The following is a 25659-nucleotide window of genomic DNA, read 5'->3' as shown; positions in this document are numbered from 1 at the left end:
GCCCGTCCGCTAAGCTGGACGGACGCCTTCGCGCGCCTTCCCGACAATGCACGATTGGTTCTCTGTGTCCACGAACACCCCCTCCGACGCCGCCTCCGCCCCCGAGCCCGGGAGCTTCGACACCCGGGCGATCCAGGCCAAGTGGCAGGCGCGGTGGGCCGAGGCGGACCCGTTCAAGGCGGGCGGCGCGAACGACACCCGCCCCCGTAAATACGTCCTCGGCATGTTCCCGTACCCCTCCGGCGACATGCACATGGGGCACGCCGAGAACTACGCGTATGTCGACTCGGTCGCGCGGTTCTGGCGCCACCGGGGCTACAACGTCCTCAACCCGATCGGCTGGGACTCCTTCGGTCTGCCGGCGGAGAACGCCGCCATCTCGCGTGGGGCCGGTGCGGACCCGCGCGAGTGGACGTACGCGAACATCGACCAGCAGCGGGCCAGCCTGCAGCACTTCGGGACCTCCTACGACTGGAGCCGTGTGCTCCACACCAGCGATCCCGAGTACTACCGCTGGAACCAGTGGCTGTTCCAGCGCCTCTACGAGCGGGGCCTCGCGTACCGCAAGCAGAGTGCGGTCAACTGGTGCCCGAACGACCAGACCGTGCTCGCCAACGAGCAGGTCGTCGACGGCCGATGCGATCGCTGCGGCGCCGTGGTGATCAAGAAGAAGCTCACGCAGTGGTACTTCAAGATCACCGACTACGCGGACCGCCTGCTCGACGATCTGAACCAGCTCGAAGGCTTCTGGCCCCACAAGGTGCTGCAGATGCAGCGCAACTGGATCGGTCGCTCGGTGGGCGCCGACATCGACTTCGAGATCGAAGGTCGGGCCGAGAAGATCAGCGTGTTCTCAACCCGCCCCGACACGCTCCACGGCGCGACCTTCATGGTCGTCGCGCCCGACTCCGACCTGGCCGCCGAGCTGGCGGAGGGATCGTCCGCCGAGGTGCGCGAGCGGTTCCAGGATTACCTCGGAGCCGTCCAGAAGACGAGCGAGATCGAGCGGCAGACCGCCGACCGGCCGAAGACCGGCGTCTTCCTCGACCGCTTCGCGATCAACCCCGTCAACGGCGAACGCCTGCCGATCTGGGCCGCGGACTACGTCCTGGCCGACTACGGCCACGGCGCGGTGATGGCCGTCCCCGCCCACGACCAGCGCGACCTCGACTTCGCGCGCGCGTTCGACCTGCCGGTCCGGGTCGTCGTCGACACGACCGCCCCCGTCACCGGAGCGATCCCGGTGATCGAGCTCGACGACGAGGGCGTTCCGATCGACCCGGGTGCCGACGACGACGACGAGCTGGCGTCGCTCGACCCGGCCCGGACGGGCATCGCGCTCACCGGTGAGGGCCGGCTCGTCAACTCGGGGTCGCTGAACGGCCTGAGCAAGCGCAACGCGATCAGCCGCGTCATCGAGCAGCTGGAGGCCGCCGGGACCGGCCGGGCGGCGAAGACCTACCGTCTGCGTGACTGGCTGATCTCCCGGCAGCGCTTCTGGGGCACGCCGATCCCGATGATCCACACGCAGGACGGCCGCATCGTCCCCGTCCCCGACGAGGAGCTTCCGCTGCGGCTGCCCGATGCCACCGGCCTCGACCTGAAGCCCAAGGGGACCTCCCCGCTGGGCGCCGCCACCGAGTGGGTCAACACCGTCGACCCCGAGACCGGTGAGCCGGCACTGCGCGACCCCGACACGATGGACACCTTCGTCGACAGCTCGTGGTACTTCCTGCGGTTCCTGGCGCCGAAGGACGGCGCGCAGGCGTTCCCGCCGGCGGAGGCCGCCAAGTGGGCACCGGTCGACTCGTACATCGGCGGCGTCGAGCACGCCATCCTGCACCTGCTGTACGCCCGCTTCATCACCAAGGTGCTGTTCGACATGGGACTGGTCGACTTCACCGAGCCGTTCACGAGCCTGATCAACCAGGGCATGGTGCTGCTCGACGGCTCGAAGATGTCGAAGTCCAAGGGCAACCTGGTCGAATTCGCCGCCAGCATGGACGACCCCGGCGCCGACGCGGTGCGTGTCGCCATCGCGTTCGCGGGCCCGGTCGAGGACGACATCAACTGGGAGGACGTCTCGACGACGGGCGCGCAGAAGTTCCTCGCGCGTGCCCTCCGCGTCGCCGCCGACGTCGACAGCCCGACGGACGTCCTGTGGGCGGACGGCGATGCGGCGCTCCGCCGTGTGACGCACCGCCTGTGGGCGGATGTCGTCGGCCTCGTCGAGCACACGAAGTTCAACGTCGTGGTGGCCCGGCTCATGGAGCTCGTCAACGCCACGCGCAAGACGATCGACTCCGGAGCCGGGAAGTCGGACCCCGCTGTCCGCGAGGCTGCCGAGGCCATCGCCATGATCCTCGACATCGTCGCTCCGCACACTGCGGAGGAGATGTGGGAGATCCTCGGATACGAGCCCTTCGTGGGACTCGCTCCCTGGCGTCAGGCCGACCCGACGCTGCTCGTCGAGGAGTCGGTCACCGCGGTCGTGCAGATCAACGGCAAGGTCCGCGCCACGCTCTCGGTGTCGGCGAAGATCTCCGCCGATGATCTCGAGGCGCTCGCCCGGGCCGACGAGAAGGTGCAGCGCGCCCTCGCCGGCAAGGACATCACCCGCGCCGTCGTGCGCGCACCGAAGGTCGTGAGCTTCACCACCGCCTGACGCGTCCGCCCGGTCACGCGGATCCGGTGGAGCCTTCTCCACCGGCCGGGGTCGGTCACGGTGCCTCCACGGGACAGCGGATGCCGCCACCGGCATCCGCTGTGAGCGAGATCGTCGTGGGGTGGGTGCGCAGGCGGCACCGGCGACACGGCGCCGGCTGGGGATGGGCGCCGCGGTGGTGCTCGTCATCGCGGCCGCCGTGATCACGCTCGCCCTCGGGTTCGTCCGGACCGGGTCGTCGACCGAGGTCGAGACGTTCCCGCAGGCGGCGCCGTCGATCGCTCCGGCGACGGTGTACGTGCACGTCTCCGGCGAGGTGCAGACGCCCGGGCTGTACCGCCTGTCGGACGGCGCCCGCGTCGTCGACGCCGTGGCGGCAGCAGGCGGCTTCACGGCCGACGCCGCTCCCGGCGGCGTGAACCTGGCCCGGCCGGTGAGCGACGGCGAGCAGCTCGTCGTGCCGGCGGAGGGTGCCGAGACGCCGGCCCCTGCGGAGGGAGCGGCGCCGCCGGGCGCCGGCGACGGCCGTATCGACCTCAACACGGCGGACATCGCGGCTCTCGACACCCTTCCGCGGGTCGGCCCCGCGATCGCGCAGCGGATCCTCGACTGGCGCGACGAGCATGGCCGGTTCACGAGTGTCGACGACCTCATGGCGGTCCCCGGGATCGGGGAGAAGATGCTCGCCGCCCTGCGGGATCTGGTGACCGTGTGAGTTCCCGCGCTGCGCGGCGTCGCGACCTGCGACTCCTCCCGGCGGCCGCAGCCGCGTGGGCCGGCGCCGGAGCCGCGATCCTCGTGCCGGACGCCGCCGCCCCGCTCGCCGTCGCGCTGTGGCTCGCCGCGGCGGCCGCAGTCCTCCTCGCCCGGCGCGGGGCGGCCCGGCACGGCACCGCTCTGGCTCTCGCCGCCGTCGCGATGTCTCTGGCAGCAGCCGCGGCATCCACGGTCGCGTTCGCGGCCCCGGCGCGCGACGCGGTGGCGACGCTGGACGTGGACGGGGGACGCGTCGTCGAACTCGACGCCGACGTCGTGGGGAAGGTCGAGGCGACGACGACGGGGTACCGCGTCGATGCGGTCGCCGTGCGCGCCCGGATCGGAGTGCGCGAGCGGGGCCTCGCGGCGCCGGTCCTGGTCCTGACCGACGAGCGACCGCCCGGTCTCGACCTCGGTGCGCGGATCCGGCTCACGGCGACCGCGTTCCGGGCGGATGCCGGCGACCGTGCCGTCCTCGTCGTCCAGGCGACGAGGATCGAGGTCCGGTCGCCGCCGACGGGCGTCCTGGCCGTGGCGGCCGCCCTGCGGACCGGACTCATCGCCGCCGTCGACGGACTGCCGCAGCCCGGGGCGGGCCTCGTCCCGGGCCTCGCGGTGGGCGACACCTCGGCGGTCGACGCGGACCTCGATGCGCAGATGAAGGCAGCGTCGCTGTCGCACCTGACCGCCGTGTCCGGGGCGAACTGCGCCGTCGTGGTCGGGATCGCGTTCGGGGCGGCGGCGCTGTGCGGCGCACGGCGCGGCATCCGCGTCGCGGTCGCGCTGACGACGCTCGTCGCGTTCGTCATCCTCGTCTCGCCGGAGCCGAGCGTCGTGCGCGCAGCGACGATGGCCGCTGTCGCGATGCTCGGCGTCCTGCTCGGGCGCATCGGCGCCGGCGTGTCGGTGCTGAGCGCATCCGTCTGCCTGCTCCTGGTAGCCGACCCGTGGCTCGCCTCCTCGCTGGGGTTCGCGCTGTCGGCGGTCGCGACGGCGTCGCTGCTGCTGTTCGCGGGCCCCCTGGCCGACGGGCTCTCGCGCTGGCTGCCGCCGCCCCTCGCCCTGGCGGTCGCAGTCCCGCTCGCGGCGCAACTGGCCTGCGGGCCGCTCCTCATCCTCATCGAGCCCACCGTGCCCGTCTACGGGGTCGTGGCGAACATGGTCGCCGGGCCCGCCGCTCCGGCCGCGACGGTGATCGGCCTGCTGGCCTGCCTCGCCCTGCCCGTCCCGGTCCTGGCACACGGGCTCGCCGCCCTCGCATGGGTGCCCGCGGCATGGGTCGCCGGCACGGCGGGCGTCGCGGCGCAGCTGCCGGTCGCCGCGCTCGGCTGGCTCGACGGCCTGCCGGGCCTCGTCGCGCTGGCGCTCACCGGCGGTGCGGTCGGGATCCTGCTGACCGCGCGCGCCGGGCGGCTGAGGTGGTTCGCCCTCGTCGGGCTCGTCTCCGTGGGCGCCGTCCTGCTCGCCGCCGGACCCGTCCGGTCCCTCGTCGATCGCGCCCGGATCCCCGCGGGCTGGACGATCGCGGCCTGCGAGGTCGGCCAGGGCGACGCCCTGCTCGTCCGCGACGGCGGCCGCACGATGCTCGTCGACACCGGGCCGGATCCGGCGCCGCTCTATGCCTGTCTCGACCGCTTCGCCGTGGCCCGGATCGACGTGCTGGTCCTGACGCACTTCGACCTCGACCACCGGGGCGGAGTCGACGCCGTCATCGGGCGCACCGGGCTGCTGCTGCACGGGCCGCCCGCCGGGCCCGACGACGCGGGCCTCGTCGCGCGCTTCGCGGCGGCCGGCGCACGGACGGAGCTCGCGACCGCGGGCACGAGCGGCGCCCTCGGCGCCTGCCGCTGGTCCTCGCTCTGGCCGAAGCCACGGGACGTCGTCTACCCGCCGGGCAACGATGCGAGCGTCATCGTCGACGTCACCGGATGCCGCGTGCCCGATGCGCTGTTCCTCGGGGATCTCTCCGCGCAGGCCCAGCGGTCGCTGGCGGCATCCGGCGTGCTCGCCCGCCCGTACGCGGTCGTGAAGGTCGCGCACCACGGCAGCGCCGACCAGGACCCGGCACTGTACGAGCGTCTCGACCCGCGGCTCGCGCTCGTCACGGTGGGGGAGAACACCTTCGGCCACCCGCGGGACGAGATCCTCGACGTGCTGGCCGACGTCGGCGCGGTCGTCGCCCGCACCGATCGGTCGGGGGACGTGGCGCTCTGGCAGGACGACGACGGACGCCTGCAGCTGTGGCGCTCGCGGGAGGGCGGGCGCCGGCGGCTGTCGGCGGCACTCGGTAGGCTGGGGGGATGACGCCGAGCCCCCGTCGCCCCGCCGCTCGGTCGGGCGCGAAGACCGCGTCGAAGATCCCGCAGGTCTCGTGGCGCGCCCCGCAGCCCGCGCCGGTCGTGCTCGTCTCCGGCCCCGAGGAGATCTGCGCCGAGCGGGCGACCGCCGGCATCCGCGACTTCCTCCGCGCCGAGGACCCGAGCCTCGAAGTCACCGATGTGCGTGCCGACGACTACGCACCCGGGACCCTGTTGGGCGTCGCCTCGCCGTCGCTGTTCGGCGAGCCGCGCCTGGTCCGCGTGTCGGGTGTCGAGAAGTGCTCGGACGCGTTCCTCAGCGAGGCGATCGCCTACCTGGCGCACCCGCAGGACGGTGCCACAATCGTGCTGCGCCACACCGGGTCCAGCGTGCGCGGCAAGAAGCTCCTCGACGCGATCCGCTCGGGTGCCGGCGGCGGCATCGAGATCGCGTGCCCCGCCGTCAAGCGCGACTCCGACCGGTTCGACTTCGCCGCCGGCGAGTTCCAGGCCGCGAAGCGGCGCATCGCACCGGCCGCGCTCCGGGCGCTCGTCTCCGCGTTCTCCGACGACCTGACCGAACTCGCCGCCGCCTGCCAGCAGCTCATCTCGGACGTCGACGGCGACATCGGCGAGCAGGTCGTCACCCGCTACTACGGCGGTCGTGTCGAGACCACGGCGTTCGTCGTCGCCGACACCGCCATCGCCGGCCGGTACGGCGATGCGCTGATCGCGCTCCGCCACGCGCTCGCCTCGGGGGCCGACCCGGTTCCGATGGTCGCGGCCATCGCGTCCAAGCTGCGCACGATGGCGCGCGTGGCCGGCAGTCGCGAGCCGGCATCCGCGCTCGCCTCCCGCATCGGGATGAAGGACTGGCAGGTCGACCGCGCCCGCCGCGACCTCGCCGGCTGGACGGAGTCCTCCCTCGGCCTCGCGATCCAGGCGGCCGCCCGGGCCGACGCCGAGGTCAAGGGCGCCTCGCGCGACCCCGTGTTCGCGGTGGAGCGACTCGTCACGATCATCGCGACGCGCGCGCCGTACGGCGCCTGACCCGCCGCGTCGGCCCGCGCCCCCGGCCGCGCGGTTCCCCCACCGACGACGAAGGCCCGCCCCGCGAACGGGACGGGCCTTGAGAAGAGATGCGGCTCAGAGAGCGGCGACCTGCTTGGCGATCGAGGACTTGCGGTTCGCCGCCTGGTTCTCGTGGATGACGCCCTTGCTGACGGCCTTGTCGAGCTTCTTGGTCGCCTTCAGCAGCGCCTTCTCGGCAGCGGCCTTGTCGCCGGCCGTGATGGCCTCGCGGGTCTGACGGACAACCGTCTTCAGCTCGCTCTTGACGGCCTTGTTGCGCTCGCGCGCCTTCTCGTTGGTCTTGTTGCGCTTGATCTGCGACTTGATGTTCGCCACGTCGACGTATCTTTCGTTCGGAGTTATCAGATGGATGTGCCGGGAGACAGAAGAGGGCTGTCGCACGGCGGTCGTGTGAGGGAGGTGCCCACACGCAAGCCAAAAACCGATTCTATCAGGTCCGCGGGATCATTCCGAAGCGGAGCCCCGCTCGGCCATCGTCGACAGGGCGACATCGATCACCGCGTTGAACACGCGCGGACGCATCGCCGTGATGAGGTGCGACGTCCGGGGCACGACGATCAGCTGGGCGTGCGGGACGAGCGAGGTGAACAGCCGCTCGTTCAGGCGAAGCTGATCCCACTGCCCGTTCACGAACCACGTGGGCACGTCGATCCGCCGGAGCGCCGCCATTAGGTCGAGCACCGAGAGACTCCGCAGGGCGACGTCCTGGGCGTCGTAGGCGTAGCCGCCGGCACCGAAGTCGGCGCGGGTCTCAGGCGGCAGGGTGCGGTCGAGGACCAGGTCGGTGAGCCACTGGCCACGGCGCGGGAGCCGGTCGAAACCGCGCGAGAGGGCGCGGTACAGGCGGAGGCCGACGCCGCGGGGGATCGAGGTGCACCCCGCGGCGATGAACGCGTCCACGGGCGGCTTCGTCTCGCGCCCCACGTACTCGATCGACACCAGTCCGCCCATCGAATGCGCGACGAGGAGCACGGGGCCGCGCGTCGCGGCATCCGTCACGGCGCGATCGATCGTCTCGAACGCGCCCTCCAGGGTGAAGGTCTCGTCCATGCGTCTGCCGTGCCCCGGCAGGTCGACCGCGGTCGAATCGATGCCCAGCGCGTCGAGGTGCTCGATCTGCGCGCGCCACATCGTCGCCGACGTGCGGATGCCGTGGGCGAACACCACCTGAGGTCTCACCGGATCAGCCTACGAAGGTCCGGCCCGCCGTGCACCGGAGCGGGGCGAGCCGACGGCCCGCCCCGCTCCGGGGAGCGGATCAGAACAGCACGCGCACCGTGACGGCACGGCTGTCCGACCCGGCCGCGACCGCAGGGTCGCTCGGGACGAAGGTGGCCGTGTACGCGTGCGTTCCGCGGGAGAGCCGTCCGAGGGTGGCGGTGGCGATGCCCCGCCGCACCTCGGCCGAGGCGACCACGGTCGATCCCTCGCGGAACTCCACGACACCGTCCGGACGGCCGCCCTCCTGCGTCACGTGCGCGATGAGCGTCGCCGGCAGGAACCGGTTGATGTGCACCGGCGGGAGGGCGATGAGGCGCGTCCTGGTCGACGCCGCCGGCTCGGCGGTCTCGGCGACGGTGATCGGGACCCGGACGACGGTGCCGCTCGGGGCGGCCGTCAGGGTCAGCGTCGCCGTGCCCGCCGCCGTGCCCGCGGGCAGCGTGACGCTGACGGATGCCGCGCCCGACGTGACCGGGACGGTCCCGAGCGCGGTCTCGCCGAGGCTGACCGTCAGCTCCGTGTTGGCCGGTGCGCCGAGGCTCGTGAGGTCGAGCCCGGCGACGTCGAAGGCCACCGTCTCTCCCGCCGGCACCGACTCGGGGACACCCGAGACCTGCACGCCGTGCTTCGCGAACGACGGGGCGATCGGCGAGTTCTCCGCGATGTAGTCGACCCACGCCTCGTAGTCCACGAGGCCGGTGTCGACGTATCCGGTGCCCTCGGTGAAGACGCGGAAGTTGTCGCCGCCCGCGGCGAGGAACGAGAACGTCCCGATCCGGTAGCTTCCCTCTAGGTCGATCGCCGCGCCGTCGACCGTGACCGACGTGATGCGCTCGCCCTCGGGCAGCTGCGGGTCGTAGGTGTAGGCCACGTTGTCCGACAGACCCAGCTGCAGGTACGGCCGCTGCGGCACGTTGCCGTCCGCGTCGCGCTGCCACTGCTGCTCGAGCATCGTGATGACCTGCTCACCGGTCAGCGTGACGAGCGCCAGCGTGTTGTTGAACGGCAGCACCGCGTTGGCCTGGCTGACCGAGAGCGTGCCGTCGGCGAGACCGGGAACGGCGCTCGCGCCGAACTCCGCCTGCGTGTCGAACAGGTCGGCACGCAGACCGCCCGGGTTCGTCACGCCGATGACCGCGCCGTCGGGCAGTTCGGCGAGGCTGTCGCGCAGCATGTTGGCGACCGTGTTCCCGAGAGTGGATTCCGCTGCGCGGTTGTCCCGCGCACCTCCGGCGTAGACCCCGTCGACGTACGAACCGCCGGAGTAGGCGGTCGTGATGTCGTCGGTGATCTCGCCAACGGCCGTGTTGCCGATCGCGGCGGCGTTGGCCAGGGCGGCCGTGACGATGCGGTCGACCTCCGCCACGCGGGGGTACTCGGCGACGAGGTCCGCCGCCGGCGTCGTCGTGCGAGCCACGTTCCGCTCCGCGTGCGAGGAGACCTCGCCGGTCGCAGGATCGATCGTCAGCGTGATCTCGCCGATGTTCGCGCCGTACGAGCCGGTCTGCACGATGGGGCGGGTGCGGTCGGTGCCGGGGATCGATGCCGACCAGGCGTACTGCTTGTGCGTGTGACCGGTGAAGATCGCATCCACCTCGGCGGCGGTGTCCTCGACGATGGACGCGAACGGACCGCCGGCGGCGACCTCGTCCTCGAGGGTCGCCCCGTCCGGCGTGCCGGCTCCCGCGCCCTCGTGGTACAGCGCGACCAGCACGTCGGCCTCGCCGTTGGCGGCGTCGCCGTCGCTCAGCTGGGCCGCGACGCGGTTGACCGCCTCGACGGCGTCGCCGAACTCGATGTCCACGATGCCGCTCGGGGTGACCAGCGACGGCGTCTCCTCGGTGACGGCGCCGATCAGGCCGACGGTGAGCCCGTCCGCCTCGAGCAGCGCGTACTCGTCGAGCGCGGGCGTCCGCGTCCCCTCGAGGTACACGTTCGCCCCGAGCTGCGGCGCGTCGAACTCGTCGGACACCCGCCCGTCGAGGTCGGCGAAGCCGCGGTCGAACTCGTGGTTGCCGACGGCGCTCGCCTGCAGCCCGAGCGCGTTCAGCACGTCGATCGTGGGCTGGTCCTGAGCGACCGACGACGCGAACAGCGATGCGCCGATGTTGTCGCCCGACGAGACGAACAGGACGGGACCGGATGCCGCGTCCCGCAGCTGCTCGACGGTGCCGGCGAACGCGGTGGTGCTGCCGTCGATGCGCCCGTGGAAGTCGTTGATGCCCAGCAGGGTCAGCTCCACCGGAGCGGCGTCCGCCTGCAGGCCCACGATCACGGGGTCGTGGTCGCTCGAACGGTACGGGTCGGCCGAGAAGAACTCGGCGCCGTGGGAGCGGAACCGGCTGTACTCCAGGGCGATCGATTCACCGGAGTTGATGTTCCAGATGTCCGCGCCGGTCGCCCGCGCGAGGGCGGCGTCGTTGAGGAGGACGTGGTCGAGCGAGCCCGACAGCCCGTCGAAGCTGTACGAGGACGTGTCGACGTCCAGCGCGTGCTCCGCGTCCGCGTAGCCCGCCTCGTACAGCACCTGCAGGGGATCCTCCTGACCGTAGGAGTTGAAGTCGCCGACGAGGGCGACGGCGTCCACATCGCCCTGGATCCCGGTGATCCAGTCGCGCAGGGCGGTCGCCTGACGCACGCGCGACTCGTTCGCCGCGCCCTGACCGTCGCCGGTGTCGGCGTCGCCGGGCCACGGGCCGGCGGAGCCCTTCGACTTGAAGTGGTTGACGGCGAACAGGAGCTCCGCGCCGCCGCCGGCGGGCTCGAACACCTGGGCGATCGGCTCGCGGGCGTTGCCGAAGGCCTCGCCGTCGCCGCTCTGGTCGCCGAGCGCGCGCGCAGCGCCCACGGGCGAGGCGAGGGCGGGCTGGTAGATGATCGCGTTCGTGATCACGTCCTGCTCGGATGCCGGCGGCAGGTCCGCCGACGACGGGACGAAGGCCCACGTGTCCTCGCCGGCCGCCGCGTTCAGGGCCGCCACGAGCGTCGAGGTCGCCTCGTCGGGCGTCTCGCCGAGTGCCGCGGAGTTCTCGATCTCCATCAGGCCGACCACGGCGGCGTCGACGGAGGTGATGGCGTCGACGAGCTTCGCCTGCTGCCGCGCGAGGTCCTCGGAATCCCATGCGCCGCGCTGGTCGCAGCCGCCGCGGACCGTGACCCCGTCGCCGAAGCGGTCGGTGTAGGCGGTGCAGGAGGCGCTGTCGGCTCCGAGGGTCGTGAAGTAGTTGAGGACGTTGAAGGACGCGATCGACAGGTCGCCGCCGACGGCTTCGGGAGCCGCCGTGCGGGTGTTCTCGAACGTCACGCTGTCCGCGCCCGAGCCGTCGGCGGTCAGCGGCGACGTGGGATTCAGCTTCCACGTGTCGTTGCGGTAGTCGACGATGAGGGGCTCGGTGAACTCGACGCCTGCGCCGACGATGATCGGCTCGCTCAGCGACACGTAGGCGGGCACGCGGGAGCTGTGGGCGGCGGAGGTGAAGTCGGTCGAGGTCCCGTCGTCGAGGACGACGCCGCGGGCCGCGTTGTCGGCTGCGACGGCCTTCGCGTCGTCCGAACCGGGACGCGCGACGTCGGTGGGCTGTCGCAGCGGGGAGGTCCCGCTCGCGAGGCCCACCTCGCCGTAGCGGTTGGTGTCGTAGGTGTTGGTGACGGTGAAGTCCCCTGCGGGGGCGATGAGCATCGATTCCAGCGTCTCGCGCGCGGCTGCCGACGTCGGCCAGGCGAGCGGAGCGGGCGAGGGAGCGGTGTCGGCCGTCACGACCTCGGCGGCGCCGGGGGCGACGGTGACCTGCGTCAGGCCGTTCCACTCCGACACGACGCCGGTCACGGTCACCGTGTCGCCCTGAGCGACGTCGTCGACGGCGCCGCGGGGGGCGTAGACGAACACGGCGTCGGATGCCGCGTGGTCGCGGAGATCCAGCTCGCCCCCGGTTCCCGCGGTCTGGATGACGTAGCCGTCGAGGCCGCCGGTCGGGTACCGGGCCGTCACGACGCCGGTCGTGGTGACGGTGGTGCCGACGAGCGGGGAGGCGTCCCCGGTCCCCTGGATCTCCGCGATCGTCACCGTCGTCGGCTCGGGCTCGGGCTCGGGCTCGGGCTCGGGCTCACCGTCGGTGCCGAGGCCTGTCGGGGTCGGCGTGCCGGCGGTGAAGTCCGCCGCGTTGTCCGCGGTATTCGTGTTCTCCGCGTCACGGGCGACGCTCGTGCTGTTGCCGGTGCCGGGAGCCGGCGCGCTGCCGGCGAAGGCGTTCGCCGTGCTGCCCCAGCCGACGAGGTCGACCACGTCGGGCAGTTCCGCGATGCCCGCGGTGCCCGAGATCGCCGATTCCGTCTTCACGAGCGCGACCTTGGCGCCCGATCCGCTCATCGCGATCGTGCCCTCGACGTCGGCCTCGAAACCGGGAAGGGCGGTGTTGGCCCCGGCGGCCTGGCCGACGAGGAGATGCTCGCCGGCGGGGAGGTCGAGGTCGCCGATCGGGGTGACCTGCCACGATCCGCCCGTCGCGGACGCGTACTGGACGCTGTAGCCGCTGAGATCGAGCGTCTCGTCACCCGTGTTCGCGACTTCGATGAAGTCCCGGTTGAAGGCAGCGCCGTTGTTCCCGCCGCCGCCGTACACCTCGGAGATCACGAGGGGCCAGGCGGGATCGACGGCGGCGCTCGCGGCGGCGGGCGCGAAGACGAGTCCGGTGGCGGCGAGCGTGGCCGCGGTGACGGCGGCGCAGGTGCCGGAGAGGCGGTGCCGCGTGCGAGGGGCCGGGGGGCGTGGTTGCATCACTGTGGTGTTCTCCCGAGGCGGTTCGGGCACGTTGGGTCATCCGCGCAGGATCCGACCGCCACCTTGAGCATTCGGGGCGTCGCGACGCCCCACAAGTGCGCATTCGGTTAACTCTTTCTCACGACGCCGAAACCTGGCGTGTCGGCGCCGGACCGGCTACCGTGCGGTTCGCGACACGGCGGGGACGCTCTCCCCGACGCCGGTAGACTCCAGGGGTCATGTCACCCCGCGCTCTCACGCCTCTGCAGCCCGCGGCCACGCCGCCCGCGCAGATCCGCAATTTCTGCATCATCGCCCACATCGACCACGGCAAGTCCACCCTGGCCGATCGCATGCTGCAGATCACCGGCGTCGTCTCCGACCGCGACATGCGCGCCCAGTACCTCGACCGCATGGACATCGAGCGCGAGCGCGGCATCACGATCAAGTCGCAGGCCGTCCGGATGCCGTGGGCCACCGCGGACGGCACGTTCGCGCTCAACATGATCGACACCCCCGGTCACGTCGACTTCACGTACGAGGTCAGCCGCTCGCTCGCGGCGTGCGAAGGCGCGATCCTGCTGGTCGACGCCGCACAGGGGATCGAGGCGCAGACCCTCGCGAACCTCTACCTGGCGCTCGAGAACGACCTCCAGATCATCCCCGTGCTCAACAAGATCGACCTGCCTGCGGCCGACCCCGACAAGTACGCCGCCGAGCTGGCGAACCTCATCGGCGGATCGCCCGAGGACGTGCTGCGCGTGTCGGGGAAGACCGGCATGGGCGTGGAGGAGCTGCTCGACAGGATCGTCGAACGCATCCCGGCGCCCGGCGGCGACGCGGACGCGCCCGCTCGAGCCATGATCTTCGACTCCGTCTACGACGCGTACCGCGGCGTGGTCACGTACGTCCGCATGATCGACGGCAAGCTCGAGCCGCGCGAGCGGATCCAGATGATGTCGACGCGGGCGACCCATGAGCTCCTCGAGATCGGCGTGTCGAGCCCCGAACCCGTCCCCACGAAGGGTCTCGGCGTCGGCGAGGTGGGCTACCTGATCACCGGTGTGAAGGACGTCCGTCAGTCGAAGGTCGGCGACACCATCACGAACCACCGGAAGCCCGCGACCGAAGCGCTCCCCGGGTACACCGACCCGAAGCCCATGGTCTTCTCGGGCGTGTACCCGATCGACGGCAGCGACTACGCCATCCTGCGTGAGGCGCTCGACAAGCTGAAGCTGTCGGATGCCTCCCTGCAGTACGAGCCCGAGACCTCCGTCGCGCTCGGGTTCGGGTTCCGGTGCGGCTTCCTCGGGCTCCTCCACCTCGAGATCATCACCGAGCGACTCGCCCGCGAGTTCGACCTCGACCTCATCACGACGGCGCCGTCGGTGACATACGAGGTCAAGACCGACACCGGCGAGATCGTGACCGTCACGAACCCGAGCGAGTACCCCGACGGTCGCGTCGACGAGGTCTCCGAGCCCGTCGTCAAGGTCGGCATCCTGCTACCCAAGGACTACGTCGGCACCGTCATGGAGCTCTGCCAGACCCGGCGGGGCACCCTGCTCGGCATGGACTACCTCAGCGAGGATCGCGTCGAGCTGCGCTACAACATGCCGCTCGGCGAGATCGTCTTCGACTTCTTCGACCACCTGAAGTCGAAGACGCAGGGCTACGCGAGTCTCGACTACGAGCCCGCCGGATCGCAGACGGCCGATCTCGTCAAGGTCGACATCCTGCTGCAGGGTGAGAAGGTCGACGCGTTCAGCTCGATCGTCCACCGCGAGAAGGCGTACGCGTACGGCACGCTGATGACCGAGCGGCTCCGCAAGCTCATCCCGCGCCAGCAGTTCGAGGTCCCCATCCAGGCGGCGATCGGCGCCCGCATCATCGCCCGCGAGAACATCCGCGCCATCCGCAAGGACGTCCTCGCGAAGTGCTACGGCGGTGACATCACCCGCAAGCGCAAGCTCCTCGAGAAGCAGAAGGAGGGCAAGAAGCGCATGAAGATGGTCGGCCGCGTCGAGGTCCCCCAGGAGGCGTTCATCGCGGCGCTCTCGGGCGATGTCGAGGGCAAGGACAAGAAGTAGCCCGGGTCGACAGAAAGGCAGGTGTCATGCGCCGCGGGAGTTTCCAGGCCGGAACGGTCGATTACGCCGCCGTCGGGGCGACGCAGGCAGCGGACCTCATGGGGTACCCGCCGCAGGGCAGCATCCCCGCCGAGGCGTCGTGGCGCATCGGCAGCGGTGAGGCGCGCTTCACGGCGTCCGCCGACCAGCTGCTCTCGTGGGGCGCGCAGCGCGGCGCCGGGCTGACGGTGCGCGACGTGCACCCGGCATCCGGCCCCATGTACACCGGCGTCGCCTTCGACGCCGAGGGCACCCCGGTGCAGCCGAGTCGCCTCGATCAGGAGCAGCGCTTCGACGCCGACGGCACGCCCTACGTCAGCCCGGGTGCGACTGTCCATCTGCGCGGCCGCGTCGGCGGATGCCGCGCCGACGCCGAGCTTCGGGTCATCTCCGTCATCGACGAGCCGCGCCGGGTCGGGTTCTCCCTCGGCACCGTCGGCGGCTCGGTCGTCAGCGGTGAGGAGTCCTTCCTGCTGGAATGGCGCGACAACGACGAGGTCTGGTTCACCGTCCGCGCGTTCGACCGGCCGACCGGGTCGCTGTACCGTGTGATCCGCCGGCTCGTGAAGCGCCGCCGCCGCGAGCTCTTCCAGGGCTACCTGCGGGCGATCTCGCCGCTGTACGCGACCGGATCCTGATGGGATCGGCCCTTCCCCTCGGCGACCCCGCCCCGCCCGACGGCGCCCTGCCGGACGGACTGGCGCTCGACCGCGCCGCCGATTTCGGCGTCTATCTCCACGTCCCGTTCTGCCGTGTGCGGTGCGGGTACTGCGACTTCAACACGTACACCGCCACCGAGCTGCGGGGCGCACGTCAGGACGCCTACGCCGACGAGGTGCTGCGCGAGATCGCGCTGTCGCAGCGCGTGCTCGCTGATCGCGGCGCGCTCCGCCCCGCCGCGACCGTCTTCTTCGGCGGCGGCACGCCCACGCTGCTGCCGCCCGGCGACCTCGCGCGCATGCTCGACGGCGTCCGCAGCGCCTTCGGGCTCGCCGACGGCGCCGAAGTGACGGTCGAAGCCAACCCGGACACGATGACGGATGCCGTCGCCGCGACCCTCGCCGGCGCGGGCGTCACCCGGCTGTCGATCGGCATGCAGTCGTCCGTCCCGCACGTGCTCGCCGCGCTCGACCGCACGCACGACCCCGCCAACATCGGGACCGCCGTCACGGCGGCGCGACGCGCGGGGCTCGCGGTGAGCCTCGACCTGATCTACGGCGCGCCCGGAGAGAGCCTCGACGACTGGCGCACGTCGCTGGAGACGGCGATCGCCCTCGCCCCCGACCACGTCTCGGCGTACGCCCTCATCGTCGAGGAGGGGACGAAGCTCGAGCGTCAGATCCGGCGCGGGGAGGTCCCGGCCCCGGACGACGACCTCCAGGCGGACATGTACGAACTGGCCGACGAACTCCTCGCCGGCGCCGGCTACGGCTGGTACGAGGTGTCGAACTGGGCGACGGGACGCGATCAGCGCTCGCGTCACAACATGTCGTACTGGCGCAGTCAGGACTGGTGGGGATACGGCCCCGGCGCCCACAGCCACATCGGCGGCCTCCGCTGGTGGAACGTCAAGCACCCGGCGGCGTACGCGCAGCGGATGGCGCTCGGGCAGTCCCCGGCGGCGGGTCGCGAGCGTCCCGAGCCCGAGGCGCGACGCCTCGAGGACATCCTGCTGCGCTCGCGCATCGTCGACGGGGTCCCGGTGTCCGAGGCCACCGAGGCGGGCCGGCGCCAGGTGGCATCCCTGATCGCCGACGGTCTCGTTGACGGCGCCGCCGCCATCGCGGGGAACGTGGTGCTGACCCGCCGCGGACGGCTGCTCGCCGATGCCGTGGTCCGCGCGCTGACGGCGTGAAATCCGGCGGCGGCCGGTTCGACGCGGTAGAATTGGCACTCGGCGATTGAGAGTGCCAGCGAGGAGGAGGAGTGATGGTCTCGGAACGCGGTCTTCAGGTCCTCCGTGCGATCGTGCAGGACTACGTCGACACGCGTGAGCCCGTCGGCAGCAAGGCGATCGTCGACCGGCATCACTTCGGCGTCTCCGCCGCCACGATCCGCAACGACATGGCGATGCTGGAGGACGAGGATCTCATCGTCGCCCCGCACACCTCGTCGGGCCGCGTGCCCACCGACAAGGGCTACCGCGTCTTCGTCGACCATCTCGCCGAGCTCCGTCCGCTGAGCCCGGCGCAGCGGACGGCGATCGGAGCGTTCCTCGAGGACACCGGCGATCTCGACGACCTGCTCGTCCGCACCGTGCGGACGCTCACCCGGCTCACCGGCCAGGTGGCCATCGTGCAGTACCCGTCGTTCGCCCGTGCCGACGTCTCCCACGTCGAGGTCGTCCACCTCGGCGGCACGCGCGCCGTGGTCATCGTCGTCACCGACACCGGTCGCGTCTCGCAACGCGTGGCCTTCCTCGCGTCGGAGCCGTCGGCGGACGAGACGGCGCAGCTCAAGATCGCCATGGCGACGCTGCTGACGGGGAAGAGCGTCGCCGACGGCGCCGCAGCGATCACCCGGCTGCTCGACGTGGAGCCCGCGGACGGCCGCGAGGACAACACCCGCATCATCCTGCGCACTCTCGGCGAGGAGCTCGAGGACTTCCGGCACGACCGTCTCGTCATGGCCGGGTCCGCCACCCTCGCGCGCCGGGAATCCGACTTCCGCGGCAGCATCTACCCGCTCCTGGAGGCGATCGAGGAGCAGGTGACGCTCCTGCGCCTGATGGGGGAGATGGTGGCCGACGAGCACGGCCTCGCGACCAGCATCGGGCGGGAGAACGAGCCCTTCGGTCTCGCGGAGGCGTCGGTCGTCGCGGGCGACTACGACGTCGTGGGGTCCCGGGCGCGTCTCGGGGTGCTCGGCCCGACCCGCATGGACTACCCCAGCAACCTCGCGTCGGTCCGAGCCGTCGCGCACTATCTGAGCCGCCTGCTCGAGGAAGACGAGAAGGCGCGCTGATCTGAATCGGCCTCCGGGCCGGAAAGGCGAATGTGGCTGACCACTACGAGGTCCTCGGTGTCGCGCGCGACGCGAGCCCCGAGGAGATCAAGAAGGCGTACCGACGGCTGGCGCGCCAGCTGCACCCGGATGTGAACCCGGGCGAGGACGCGTCCGAGCGCTTCAAGCTCGTGACGCACGCGTACGACGTGCTGAGCGACCCCGAGCAGCGCCAGCGCTACGACATGGGCGGCGACAGCGCCGCCGGCTTCGGTGGCGCTGGCTTCGGCGGCTTCAGCGACATCTTCGAGACGTTCTTCGGCGGCGGCGGCGGCGGCGGCCGCGCCGGGCGCCCGCGCTCCCGCCGCGAGCGCGGCCAGGACGCGCTCGTGCGCGTCGACCTGACCCTCGGCGACGTCGTCTTCGGTGTGCACCGCGACATCGAGGTCGACACCGCGGTGCTGTGCGAGACGTGTCAGGGCTCGTGCTGCCAGCCGGGCACCCAGCCGGTCACCTGCGACATCTGTCACGGATCGGGCCAGATCCAGCGCACCGTCCGGAGCCTTCTCGGCAACGTCGTCACCTCGCAGCCCTGCACGACCTGCCAGGGCTACGGCACGACGATCCCGTACCCGTGCTCCACGTGCCAGGGTCAGGGCCGGGTGCGCTCGCGCCGCACGGTCTCGATCGACATCCCCGCCGGCGTCGAGTCGGGGCTGCGGCTGCAGCTGCCCGGCTCGGGCGAGGTCGGTCCTGCCGGCGGTCCCAACGGCGACCTCTACCTCGAGGTGACGGTCGAGCCGCACGACGTCTTCAGCCGCGACGGCGACGACCTGCTCGCCACCCTGGAGGTGTCGATGGTCGACGCGATCCTCGGGACGAGCACCAGCATCGACTCGCTCGACGGTCCGGTCGACCTCGACATCAGATCCGGGATCCAGGCGGGCGAGGTCCTCACGGTCCGCGGCCGCGGCATCACCCCGCTCCGGGGCACCCAGCGGGGCGACCTCCGGGTCGGTGTGCAGGTCGTGACGCCGTCGCACCTCGATCCCAAGTCCCGCGCCCTGATCGCCGACCTGGCGAAGCGGACCAAGCCCGGCCCGCCGCGGCTGGCGGAGTTCCACCCCGGCCTGTTCGCGAAGCTGCGCGACAAGTTCAAGCGCTGACCCATGGCGCTGCACTTCCTCCTCGACACGGCGACGGACGCCCATCCCGGTGACACCCTCGTGCTGACCGGCGCCGAGGCGCATCACGCCGCGGCCGTCCGCCGCGTCCGTGTCGGCGAAGAGGTCACGGTCGGCGACGGGCGGGGCGTCCGGCTGACGGGAGCAGTGGCATCCGTCGCGCCGAAAGAGGTCCGAGTCGAGGTCGGGGAGCGCGTCGTGACCCCCGCGCCGACGCCGCGCACGGTGCTGGTCCAGGCCCTTGCGAAGGGCGACCGCGACGAGCTCGCCGTGCAGGCGGCGACCGAGCTCGGCGTCGATGAGATCGTGCCCTGGCAGGCGGCGCGCAGCGTATCGCGGTGGGATGCCGCCAAGGCCGCGAAAGGCGTCGCACGCTGGGAGACGATCGCGCGGGAGGCCGCCAAGCAGGCGCACCGATCCTGGCTCGCCGTCGTCTCGGATCCGAGCTCCACGCGTCAGCTCGCGGCCCGGTCCGAGCGGTGCCGGATGCTGGTCCTCGAGCCGACGGCATCCGTCTCGCTCACCGAGGTGGCCCTGGATGCCGCCGACACCCGCGACGTCGTGCTCGTGGTGGGGCCCGAGGGCGGCATCGCCCCGGACGAGCTCGCGACGCTCGAACAGGCCGGAGCCACCCTCGTCCGGCTGGGCGACACGGTCCTGCGCACCTCGACGGCCGGGCCGGTCGCGCTCGCCCTCGTGAATGCGGCGCTCGGCCGCTGGTGACCGCACCGGCGACCGGGACCGCCGCGGGACGCGATCGCTAGACTGAGGGGATGAGCGAACCCTCCGTCTTCACGCGCATCTTCCAGGGCGAGATCCCCGCGGAGATCATCGCTGAGACCGACAACGCCTTCGCCATCCGCGACAACGCGCCGAAGGCTCCCGTCCACCTGCTCGTCATCCCCAAGACGCAGGACTACCGCAACGTCGTCGAGCTCGCCGCAGGCGACCCCGCGCTGCTGGCCGAGATCGTGGGCCTGGCGAACTCGGTCGCGGCCGAGCACGCCGGCGGCGACTTCCGGCTCGTCTTCAACACCGGCGAGGGCGCCGGGCAGACCGTCTTCCACGTGCACGCGCACGTGCTCGGCGGCGGCCTGGCCGAAGGGAGCATGGGTGCCTGACGACATGGCGGGGGCCGGCGACGGCGCCACGGTCGACCGCATCTACGCGGACGGCGTCGCGATGGTGCAGCTGCTCGGCCCGCAGGACCGGCTGCTGCGCACGGTCGAGCGCGAGCACCCCGAGGTGCAGGTGCACGTCCGCGGCAACGAGATCACGCTGACGGGCGAGCGGGAAGCCGTCGCCCGCGCCCGGGCCCTCGTCGACGAGCTCATCGGGATGGCGCGCGCGGGGCAGGGCCTCGATCCGAGCGATGTGACCCAGTCGAGCCGGATCCTCCGCTCCGACGCCGGCCTCCGGCCCTCCGAGGTACTCGGCGAGGCGATCCTGTCGTCCCGCGGCAAGGTCATCCGTCCGAAGACGCTCGGTCAGAAGGAGTACGTCGACGCGATCGAGGAGAACACGATCGTGTTCGGCATCGGTCCCGCCGGCACCGGCAAGACGTACCTCGCGATGGCGAAGGCCGTGCAGGCCCTGCAGCGCAAGGAGGTCAGTCGCATCATCCTGACGCGTCCGGCCGTCGAGGCGGGGGAGCGGCTCGGGTTCCTGCCCGGCACCCTCACCGACAAGATCGACCCGTATCTGCGCCCGCTGTACGACGCGCTGAACGAGATGATGGACCCCGAACTGGTGCCGAAGCTCATGGCCTCCGGGACGATCGAGGTCGCGCCGCTCGCCTACATGCGCGGTCGCACCCTCAATGACTCCTTCGTGGTCCTCGACGAGGCGCAGAACACGACGCCCGAGCAGATGAAGATGTTCCTCACGCGGCTGGGCTTCGGCACGCGGATGGTGGTCACCGGCGACATCACGCAGGTCGACCTGCCGCAGGGATCGAGCGGGCTCCGCCTGGTGACCCGGGTCCTGAAGGACATCGACGACATCCACTTCAGCCGGCTGACGAGCGCCGACGTCGTGCGTCACACCCTGGTCGGCCGGATCGTGGACGCGTACAGCGTGTACGACGAGGAGCGGCTCGCCGCCCGCCGCGATCGCGACGAGGCGACCGAGTTCGCCAACCGTGCCGAGCGCCGTGCCCACGACCGCCCCACGCGTCCCGGACCCCGGGACCGTCAGCCCAAGCGAGGACGATCATGACCATCGAGATCACCAACGAGTCGGCGGTCGCCATCGACGAGACCGTGCTCCTGCGCCTGACCGAGCACAATCTCGCCGAGCTGCACGTCAGCCCGGATGCCGACCTCGCGATCCTCCTGGTCGACGAGGGCGCCATGGAGGCGCTGCACGTGCAGTGGATGGACGAGCCGGGACCGACCGACGTGCTGAGCTTCCCGATGGACGAGCTGCGCCCGGGCACGGACGAGGCGCCCACGCCCGCGGGCCTGCTGGGGGACATCGTGCTGTGCCCGCAGGTGGCCGAGACCCAGGCCCAGGCCGCCGGTCACCCCACGATCGACGAGCTCATCCTGCTCACGACCCACGGGCTGCTGCACCTGCTCGGGTTCGACCACGCCGAGCCCGACGAGGAACGTGAGATGTTCGGTCTGCAGAAGGAACTCATCGCGTCGTTCCGCGCCGTCGAGCGCCGACGCCGCGCATGACCGAGCTCCTCCTCCTCCTCGCCGCCGTCCTGCTGGTCGCACTCGGCGGACTCATGGCGTCGCTCGAGGCGGCGCTCGACGTCACGTCGCGCAGCGACCTCGCCGACCTCGCCGAGGACGGCCGCGGCGCCGAGTCGCTGGCACGGATCGCGGCCGATCCCGACGCCCACCGCACCGCCGTCGTCTTCATCCGCATCCTCGTCGAGACGGCGGCGGCCGTGCTCGTGACGGTCGCGTTCACGCTCCTGTTCCAGAACATCTGGTGGGCGATGCTCGCCGCGGTGATCGTCATGACCATCACGTCGTTCGTCCTCGTCGGCGCCTCGCCCCGCGCGGTCGGACGCCAGCACTCGAAGGCGTTCCTCCGCACCTGCGGCCGCCTCATCCGGGGCGCGCGCATCGTGCTCGGCCCGCTCGCCCACCTGCTGGTGCTGATCGGCGACCGGCTCACCCCGGGGATCAACCGCAACACCTCGTTCTCGTCCGAGGAGCAGCTGCTCAGCATGGTCGACGAGGCCGCGTCGCAGGATCTCATCGAGGAGGACGACCGCTCGCTCATCCACTCGGTGTTCGACTTCACCGACCGGTTCGTCCGGGCGGTGATGGTGCCGCGGACCGACATGGTGACCATGGACGCCGCCGCCACCACGCAGCAGGCGATGACGCTGTTCCTCGACAAGGGCGTCTCGCGCATCCCCGTCGCCGACGGCGAAGCCGACGACATCACCGGCGTCGTCTACCTGAAGGACCTCGTCCAGTTCGCCTTCCGCGACGAGACCGCCTGGCGCGGGGTCCCGGTGGCGCAGATCGCGCGGCCGGCGGTCTTCGTGCCCGAGTCGATGCGCGCCGAGACGCTGCTGCAGCAGATGAAGCGCGAAGCGGTGCACGTCTGCCTGGTGATCGACGAGTACGGCGGGGTGTCCGGCCTCGTGACGCTCGAGGACCTCATCGAGGAGCTCGTCGGCGAGATCGCCGACGAGTACGACGCGCGGACCACCGAGGTGTCGGACCTCGGGAACGGCCGGTTCCGGGTGAGCGCACGCCTCGGTCTGGACGAGGTCGGCGACCTCTTCGGGATCGAGCTCGAAGACGACGACGTCGACTCGATCGGCGGCCTGTTCGGCAAGGCGCTCGGCAGCGTCCCGGTCCCGGGGGCGCGCGTCGAGCACAGCGGTCTCATCCTCACCGGCGGCACGTCCCTCGGTCGCGGACGCGGCCTGGCGACCGTGTTCGTCGAGCGTTCAGAAAGCTTCGAGACCGCCGACGTGGCGCCCTCGACCCGCACCGGAGAGCTCCGCATCTCGCGGGGATCGGAGTAGACCCATGTCCCAGCGTTCCGGATTCGTCACCTTCGTCGGCAGGCCCAACGTCGGCAAGTCCACACTGACCAACGCGCTCGTCGGCGAGAAGGTCGCCATCACCAGCGACAAGCCGCAGACGACCCGCCGCGCGATCCGCGGCATCCTGAACCGTCCGTCCGGACAGCTCGTGATCGTCGACACGCCCGGCATCCACAAGCCCCGCACGCTCCTCGGCCAGCGACTCAACGACCTCGTCGAGCAGGTGCTCGGCGACGTCGACGCGATCGGGTTCCTCGTCCCGGCGACCGAGAAGGTCGGTCCCGGCGACCGGCGGATCGCCGCGTCACTCGACGGATACGGCCGCGCCAAGAAGATCGCGATCGTCACCAAGGTCGACATCGCCTCGCGCGATCAGATCACCGAGCGGCTCATGGAGGTCGATGCCCTGCGGGAGGACTGGGATGCCGTCATCCCGCTCTCCGCGGTGACCGACGACCAGCTGGACGTCCTCGCCGACGAGCTGCTGAAGCTCATGCCGAAGGGCCCGGCGCTGTATCCCGAGGGCATCGTCACCGACGAGACGCTCGAGGACCGCATCGCCGAGATCATCCGCGAGGCAGCCCTCGACGGCGTCCGTGACGAGCTGCCGCACTCCATCGCGGTGACGGTGGAGGACGTCGCGGACCGTGAGGACAGCGATCTGACCGACATCTTCGCGAACATCGTGGTCGAGCGCGACAGTCAGAAGGCGATCATCATCGGCAAGAAGGGGTCCCGCCTCGCCGACGTGGGCGCCCGGGCGCGCGCCGGCATCGAGCCGCTCGTGGGCCGGCGGGTGTTCCTGTCGTTGCGGGTGCGGGTCGCGAAGGAATGGCAGCGGGACCCGAAGCAGCTGGGGCGACTCGGCTTCTGATCACATCCGGCACGGCTCTCACCGAGGAGGACGGCATGGCGCAGGCATGGTTCGCGACGGGACCCGAGGGTCTCGAGACCTGGGAGCTGCGAGAGGTGGACGTTCCCGCGCCGCAGGCGGGGGAGGTCACCATCCGGGTCCACGCCGCCGGCATGAACCCGGCGGATGTGAAGCACAGCGCCCGGCCCGGGGCCACCTTCCCGGTCCCGCTCGGCTACGAGGTCTCGGGCGAGATCGCCGCGATCGGACCGGACACGTCGATCGGATCCGGATCCGGGTCGATCGGGGACGAGGTCGTCGCGTTCCGCGTGACCGGCGGGTATGCGACCGAGCTGACCCTTCCCGCCGAGAAGGTGTTCGCCAAGCCGCGCACGCTCACGCACCCCGCGGCCGCCAACCTGCTCCTGGCCGGTGCGACCGCCGCGGAGCTCGTGGAGCTGACCGGCGCGGGCGAGGGCGACACGATCCTGCTCCACGGGGCGTCGGGTGCGGTGGGCGTCAGCGTGCTGCAGCAGGCCGCGGTGCGCGGCATCCGCGTGGTGGGGACGGCGAGCGACGCCCGAGCCGACACGGTCCGCCGCTACGGCGGCATCCCCATCGCATACGGTCCCGGTCTCGCCGACCGTGCCGTGGATGCCGGCGGCCCCTATGCGGCGGCGGTCGACGCGATCGGCACGGACGAGGCGATCGACGTCTCGCTGGCGCTCGTCGCCGACCGCAGCCGCATCCTCACGATCGTCCGCCCCGACCGGGTCGCCTCGGACGGGATCGTGGCGATCGGCGGGATGAAGCGCGCGAGTGCCGTGTTCCGGGATGCGGCGCGTCCCGCCATCATCGACCTCGCTGAGCGCGGTCTCCTCGAGGTGCCCGTCGCCCGCACCTACCCGCTCGAGCAGGCGCGCGAGGCGGCGGAGCTCCTCATGACGGGGCACGCGGGCGGCAAGATCGCCCTGATCCCCTGATCCCCTGATCCCCTGATCCCTCATCCCTGATCGGCGCACCCGGCGATCCCCCGGGCGTCAGCCGACCTCGCGCAGGGCGGAGCGGATGAGGACCGTCCCCTCGCCGTAGTCGTCGTCCGCGGCATCCTGCCACGTGCCGTCATCCCACACGACCTGCACCTCGAGCCGGCCGGCTGTCGTGGTGGAGCTCAGGAGGTCGGCGCCGAGCCGGTCCGGGAGGCCCTCCTGGATCGCCGCCAGCTCGGCCGCCGTCGCGGTCCCGCCGTCGCCCGGCCCTGGATCCGAAGGCGCCATCGGATCGTAGAGCGCCAGCAGGATGGGCGGCTGGGTGAGCGCGAGCGTGTCGCCGTCGTAGGTGCCCTGGACGGCGTACGCGCCCCAGGTGACGCCCGGAGCCTCCTCCGCGCCGTCGACGCCGTCCCAGTCCCAGCCCTCGAGCGGGATGCCACCGCACTGCGGCGGGTACGACTCCATCACGCCGCCGAGGCACAGCTCCGGCCCGGAGCCGTCGTCGAGGACGGTGCCCTCACCGACGACGTCCCCGCCGGGGGGAGCGGGCCACAGCGAACCGAGCGAGAACCCGGCGGGGGCGTCGGCCGCCGGGGCGGGATCGGCGGGTGTCCCGCACGACGAGAGGACGAGAGCTGCTCCCAGGAGGCAGCCGGCCGTGACACGACGGAGCTTCATGCTCGAGGAGTGTCGGGGCGGTGGCGATCGTCTCGGCCGACCGCCGGATGGCAGCGCGGTGTTTCCGGTGTA

20 protein-coding genes are annotated in these 25659 nt (G+C 71.7%); 16 read left to right on the top strand and 4 right to left on the bottom strand.

The features are described 5' to 3' along the window. The first annotated feature begins 46 nt into the window (after window positions 1–46). The 4 genes from leuS to holA all read left to right on the top strand — a co-directional run bounded on the left by leuS (window position 47) and on the right by holA (window position 6768). Window positions 47–2665: a leucine--tRNA ligase gene (gene leuS, locus AB3M83_RS09530; protein ID WP_412947435.1), complete on the top strand. Its 2619-nt coding sequence runs from the start codon at window positions 47–49 to the stop codon at window positions 2663–2665. 121 nt (window positions 2666–2786) lie between these two features. Then, window positions 2787–3380 carry a ComEA family DNA-binding protein gene (locus AB3M83_RS09525; protein ID WP_412947433.1) on the top strand — a complete coding sequence of 198 codons (594 nt, stop codon included), beginning with the start codon at window positions 2787–2789 and terminating at the stop codon, window positions 3378–3380. Continuing rightward, a complete protein-coding gene (locus AB3M83_RS09520; RefSeq protein WP_412947431.1) occupies window positions 3377–5725 on the top strand; it encodes a ComEC/Rec2 family competence protein in 2349 nt (782 codons plus the stop codon). Before AB3M83_RS09525 ends, AB3M83_RS09520 begins: the two co-directional genes overlap by 4 nt. Continuing rightward, a complete protein-coding gene (gene holA, locus AB3M83_RS09515; protein WP_412947428.1) occupies window positions 5722–6768 on the top strand; it encodes a DNA polymerase III subunit delta in 1047 nt (348 codons plus the stop codon). Before AB3M83_RS09520 ends, holA begins: the two co-directional genes overlap by 4 nt. 96 nt (window positions 6769–6864) lie before the next feature. Here holA and rpsT read toward each other — a convergent pair whose 3' ends face one another. The 3 genes from rpsT to AB3M83_RS09500 all read right to left on the bottom strand — a co-directional run bounded on the left by rpsT (window position 6865) and on the right by AB3M83_RS09500 (window position 12805). Then, window positions 6865–7125 (bottom strand): 30S ribosomal protein S20, encoded by a 261-nt coding sequence (gene rpsT, locus AB3M83_RS09510; RefSeq protein ID WP_412947425.1) that lies wholly within the window; start codon window positions 7123–7125, stop codon window positions 6865–6867. Window positions 7126–7254: 129 nt separating this feature from the next. Further along, window positions 7255–7989 (bottom strand): alpha/beta fold hydrolase, encoded by a 735-nt coding sequence (locus tag AB3M83_RS09505; RefSeq protein ID WP_412947423.1) that lies wholly within the window; start codon window positions 7987–7989, stop codon window positions 7255–7257. A gap of 79 nt (window positions 7990–8068) precedes the next feature. Continuing rightward, complete coding sequence (locus AB3M83_RS09500) at window positions 8069–12805, bottom strand: ExeM/NucH family extracellular endonuclease (protein ID WP_412947420.1); 4737 nt, start codon at window positions 12803–12805, stop codon at window positions 8069–8071. A gap of 221 nt (window positions 12806–13026) precedes the next feature. Here AB3M83_RS09500 and lepA point away from each other — a divergent pair, with 221 nt between their 5' ends. The 12 genes from lepA to AB3M83_RS09440 all read left to right on the top strand — a co-directional run bounded on the left by lepA (window position 13027) and on the right by AB3M83_RS09440 (window position 24900). Next, window positions 13027–14877, top strand: coding sequence for a translation elongation factor 4 (gene lepA, locus AB3M83_RS09495; RefSeq protein ID WP_412947417.1), 1851 nt, complete (start codon window positions 13027–13029; stop codon window positions 14875–14877). Window positions 14878–14903: 26 nt separating this feature from the next. Next, the gene (locus AB3M83_RS09490) at window positions 14904–15554 is read left to right on the top strand and encodes a DUF1990 domain-containing protein (RefSeq protein ID WP_412947416.1); all 651 of its coding nucleotides are present in this window, start codon (window positions 14904–14906) and stop codon (window positions 15552–15554) included. Beyond that, window positions 15554–16771, top strand: a complete 1218-nt coding sequence (hemW, locus tag AB3M83_RS09485; RefSeq protein ID WP_412947413.1) for a radical SAM family heme chaperone HemW — start codon at window positions 15554–15556, stop codon at window positions 16769–16771. The genes AB3M83_RS09490 and hemW overlap by 1 nt, the downstream gene beginning before the upstream one ends. Before the next feature lie 74 nt (window positions 16772–16845). Continuing rightward, window positions 16846–17880 carry a heat-inducible transcriptional repressor HrcA gene (gene hrcA / locus AB3M83_RS09480; protein WP_412947410.1) on the top strand — a complete coding sequence of 345 codons (1035 nt, stop codon included), beginning with the start codon at window positions 16846–16848 and terminating at the stop codon, window positions 17878–17880. A gap of 32 nt (window positions 17881–17912) precedes the next feature. Continuing rightward, entirely contained in the window at window positions 17913–19025 is a 1113-nt protein-coding gene (gene dnaJ, locus AB3M83_RS09475) for a molecular chaperone DnaJ (RefSeq protein ID WP_412947408.1), read from the top strand. 3 nt (window positions 19026–19028) lie between these two features. Further along, window positions 19029–19766: a 16S rRNA (uracil(1498)-N(3))-methyltransferase gene (locus AB3M83_RS09470; RefSeq protein ID WP_412947405.1), complete on the top strand. Its 738-nt coding sequence runs from the start codon at window positions 19029–19031 to the stop codon at window positions 19764–19766. 50 nt (window positions 19767–19816) lie between these two features. Then, on the top strand, window positions 19817–20164 hold the full coding sequence (locus AB3M83_RS09465; RefSeq protein WP_412947403.1) for an HIT domain-containing protein: 348 nt from the start codon (window positions 19817–19819) through the stop codon (window positions 20162–20164). 4 nt (window positions 20165–20168) lie between these two features. Further along, entirely contained in the window at window positions 20169–21260 is a 1092-nt protein-coding gene (locus AB3M83_RS09460; RefSeq protein ID WP_412947863.1) for a PhoH family protein, read from the top strand. Further along, window positions 21257–21724 carry an rRNA maturation RNase YbeY gene (gene ybeY / locus AB3M83_RS09455; RefSeq protein ID WP_412947400.1) on the top strand — a complete coding sequence of 156 codons (468 nt, stop codon included), beginning with the start codon at window positions 21257–21259 and terminating at the stop codon, window positions 21722–21724. The genes AB3M83_RS09460 and ybeY overlap by 4 nt, the downstream gene beginning before the upstream one ends. Further along, complete coding sequence (locus AB3M83_RS09450; RefSeq protein WP_412947398.1) at window positions 21721–23043, top strand: hemolysin family protein; 1323 nt, start codon at window positions 21721–21723, stop codon at window positions 23041–23043. Before ybeY ends, AB3M83_RS09450 begins: the two co-directional genes overlap by 4 nt. A 4-nt stretch (window positions 23044–23047) precedes the next feature. Next, window positions 23048–23938: a GTPase Era gene (gene era, locus AB3M83_RS09445; protein WP_412947395.1), complete on the top strand. Its 891-nt coding sequence runs from the start codon at window positions 23048–23050 to the stop codon at window positions 23936–23938. Between the two features lie 35 nt (window positions 23939–23973). Next, window positions 23974–24900 (top strand): zinc-binding dehydrogenase, encoded by a 927-nt coding sequence (locus AB3M83_RS09440; protein ID WP_412947392.1) that lies wholly within the window; start codon window positions 23974–23976, stop codon window positions 24898–24900. Between the two features lie 57 nt (window positions 24901–24957). Here AB3M83_RS09440 and AB3M83_RS09435 read toward each other — a convergent pair whose 3' ends face one another. Continuing rightward, entirely contained in the window at window positions 24958–25587 is a 630-nt protein-coding gene (locus tag AB3M83_RS09435; RefSeq protein ID WP_412947389.1) for a hypothetical protein, read from the bottom strand. Between the last annotated feature and the right edge of the window lie 72 nt (window positions 25588–25659).

This window comes from Microbacterium pasadenense, assembly GCF_047246565.1.
In the GTDB taxonomy this organism is placed as follows: domain Bacteria; phylum Actinomycetota; class Actinomycetes; order Actinomycetales; family Microbacteriaceae; genus Microbacterium.
This window is presented reverse-complemented; position numbering and strand designations above follow the sequence as displayed.

Bases quoted from the DNA above. Each gene is read 5' to 3' on its own strand.
- hemW (WP_412947413.1), top strand. From the start codon at position 15,554: ATGGGATCGGCCCTTCCCCTCGGCGACCCCGCCCCGCCCGACGGCGCC.
- leuS (WP_412947435.1), top strand. From the start codon at position 47: ATGCACGATTGGTTCTCTGTGTCCACGAACACCCCCTCCGACGCCGCC.
- ybeY (WP_412947400.1), top strand. From the start codon at position 21,257: ATGACCATCGAGATCACCAACGAGTCGGCGGTCGCCATCGACGAGACC.
- hrcA (WP_412947410.1), top strand. From the start codon at position 16,846: ATGGTCTCGGAACGCGGTCTTCAGGTCCTCCGTGCGATCGTGCAGGAC.
- AB3M83_RS09470 (WP_412947405.1), top strand. From the start codon at position 19,029: ATGGCGCTGCACTTCCTCCTCGACACGGCGACGGACGCCCATCCCGGT.
- lepA (WP_412947417.1), top strand. From the start codon at position 13,027: ATGTCACCCCGCGCTCTCACGCCTCTGCAGCCCGCGGCCACGCCGCCC.
- AB3M83_RS09465 (WP_412947403.1), top strand. From the start codon at position 19,817: ATGAGCGAACCCTCCGTCTTCACGCGCATCTTCCAGGGCGAGATCCCC.
- holA (WP_412947428.1), top strand. From the start codon at position 5,722: ATGACGCCGAGCCCCCGTCGCCCCGCCGCTCGGTCGGGCGCGAAGACC.
- AB3M83_RS09435 (WP_412947389.1), bottom strand. From the start codon at position 25,587: ATGAAGCTCCGTCGTGTCACGGCCGGCTGCCTCCTGGGAGCAGCTCTC.
- AB3M83_RS09440 (WP_412947392.1), top strand. From the start codon at position 23,974: ATGGCGCAGGCATGGTTCGCGACGGGACCCGAGGGTCTCGAGACCTGG.
- AB3M83_RS09460 (WP_412947863.1), top strand. From the start codon at position 20,169: ATGGCGGGGGCCGGCGACGGCGCCACGGTCGACCGCATCTACGCGGAC.
- AB3M83_RS09490 (WP_412947416.1), top strand. From the start codon at position 14,904: ATGCGCCGCGGGAGTTTCCAGGCCGGAACGGTCGATTACGCCGCCGTC.
- AB3M83_RS09450 (WP_412947398.1), top strand. From the start codon at position 21,721: ATGACCGAGCTCCTCCTCCTCCTCGCCGCCGTCCTGCTGGTCGCACTC.
- AB3M83_RS09500 (WP_412947420.1), bottom strand. From the start codon at position 12,805: ATGCAACCACGCCCCCCGGCCCCTCGCACGCGGCACCGCCTCTCCGGC.
- era (WP_412947395.1), top strand. From the start codon at position 23,048: ATGTCCCAGCGTTCCGGATTCGTCACCTTCGTCGGCAGGCCCAACGTC.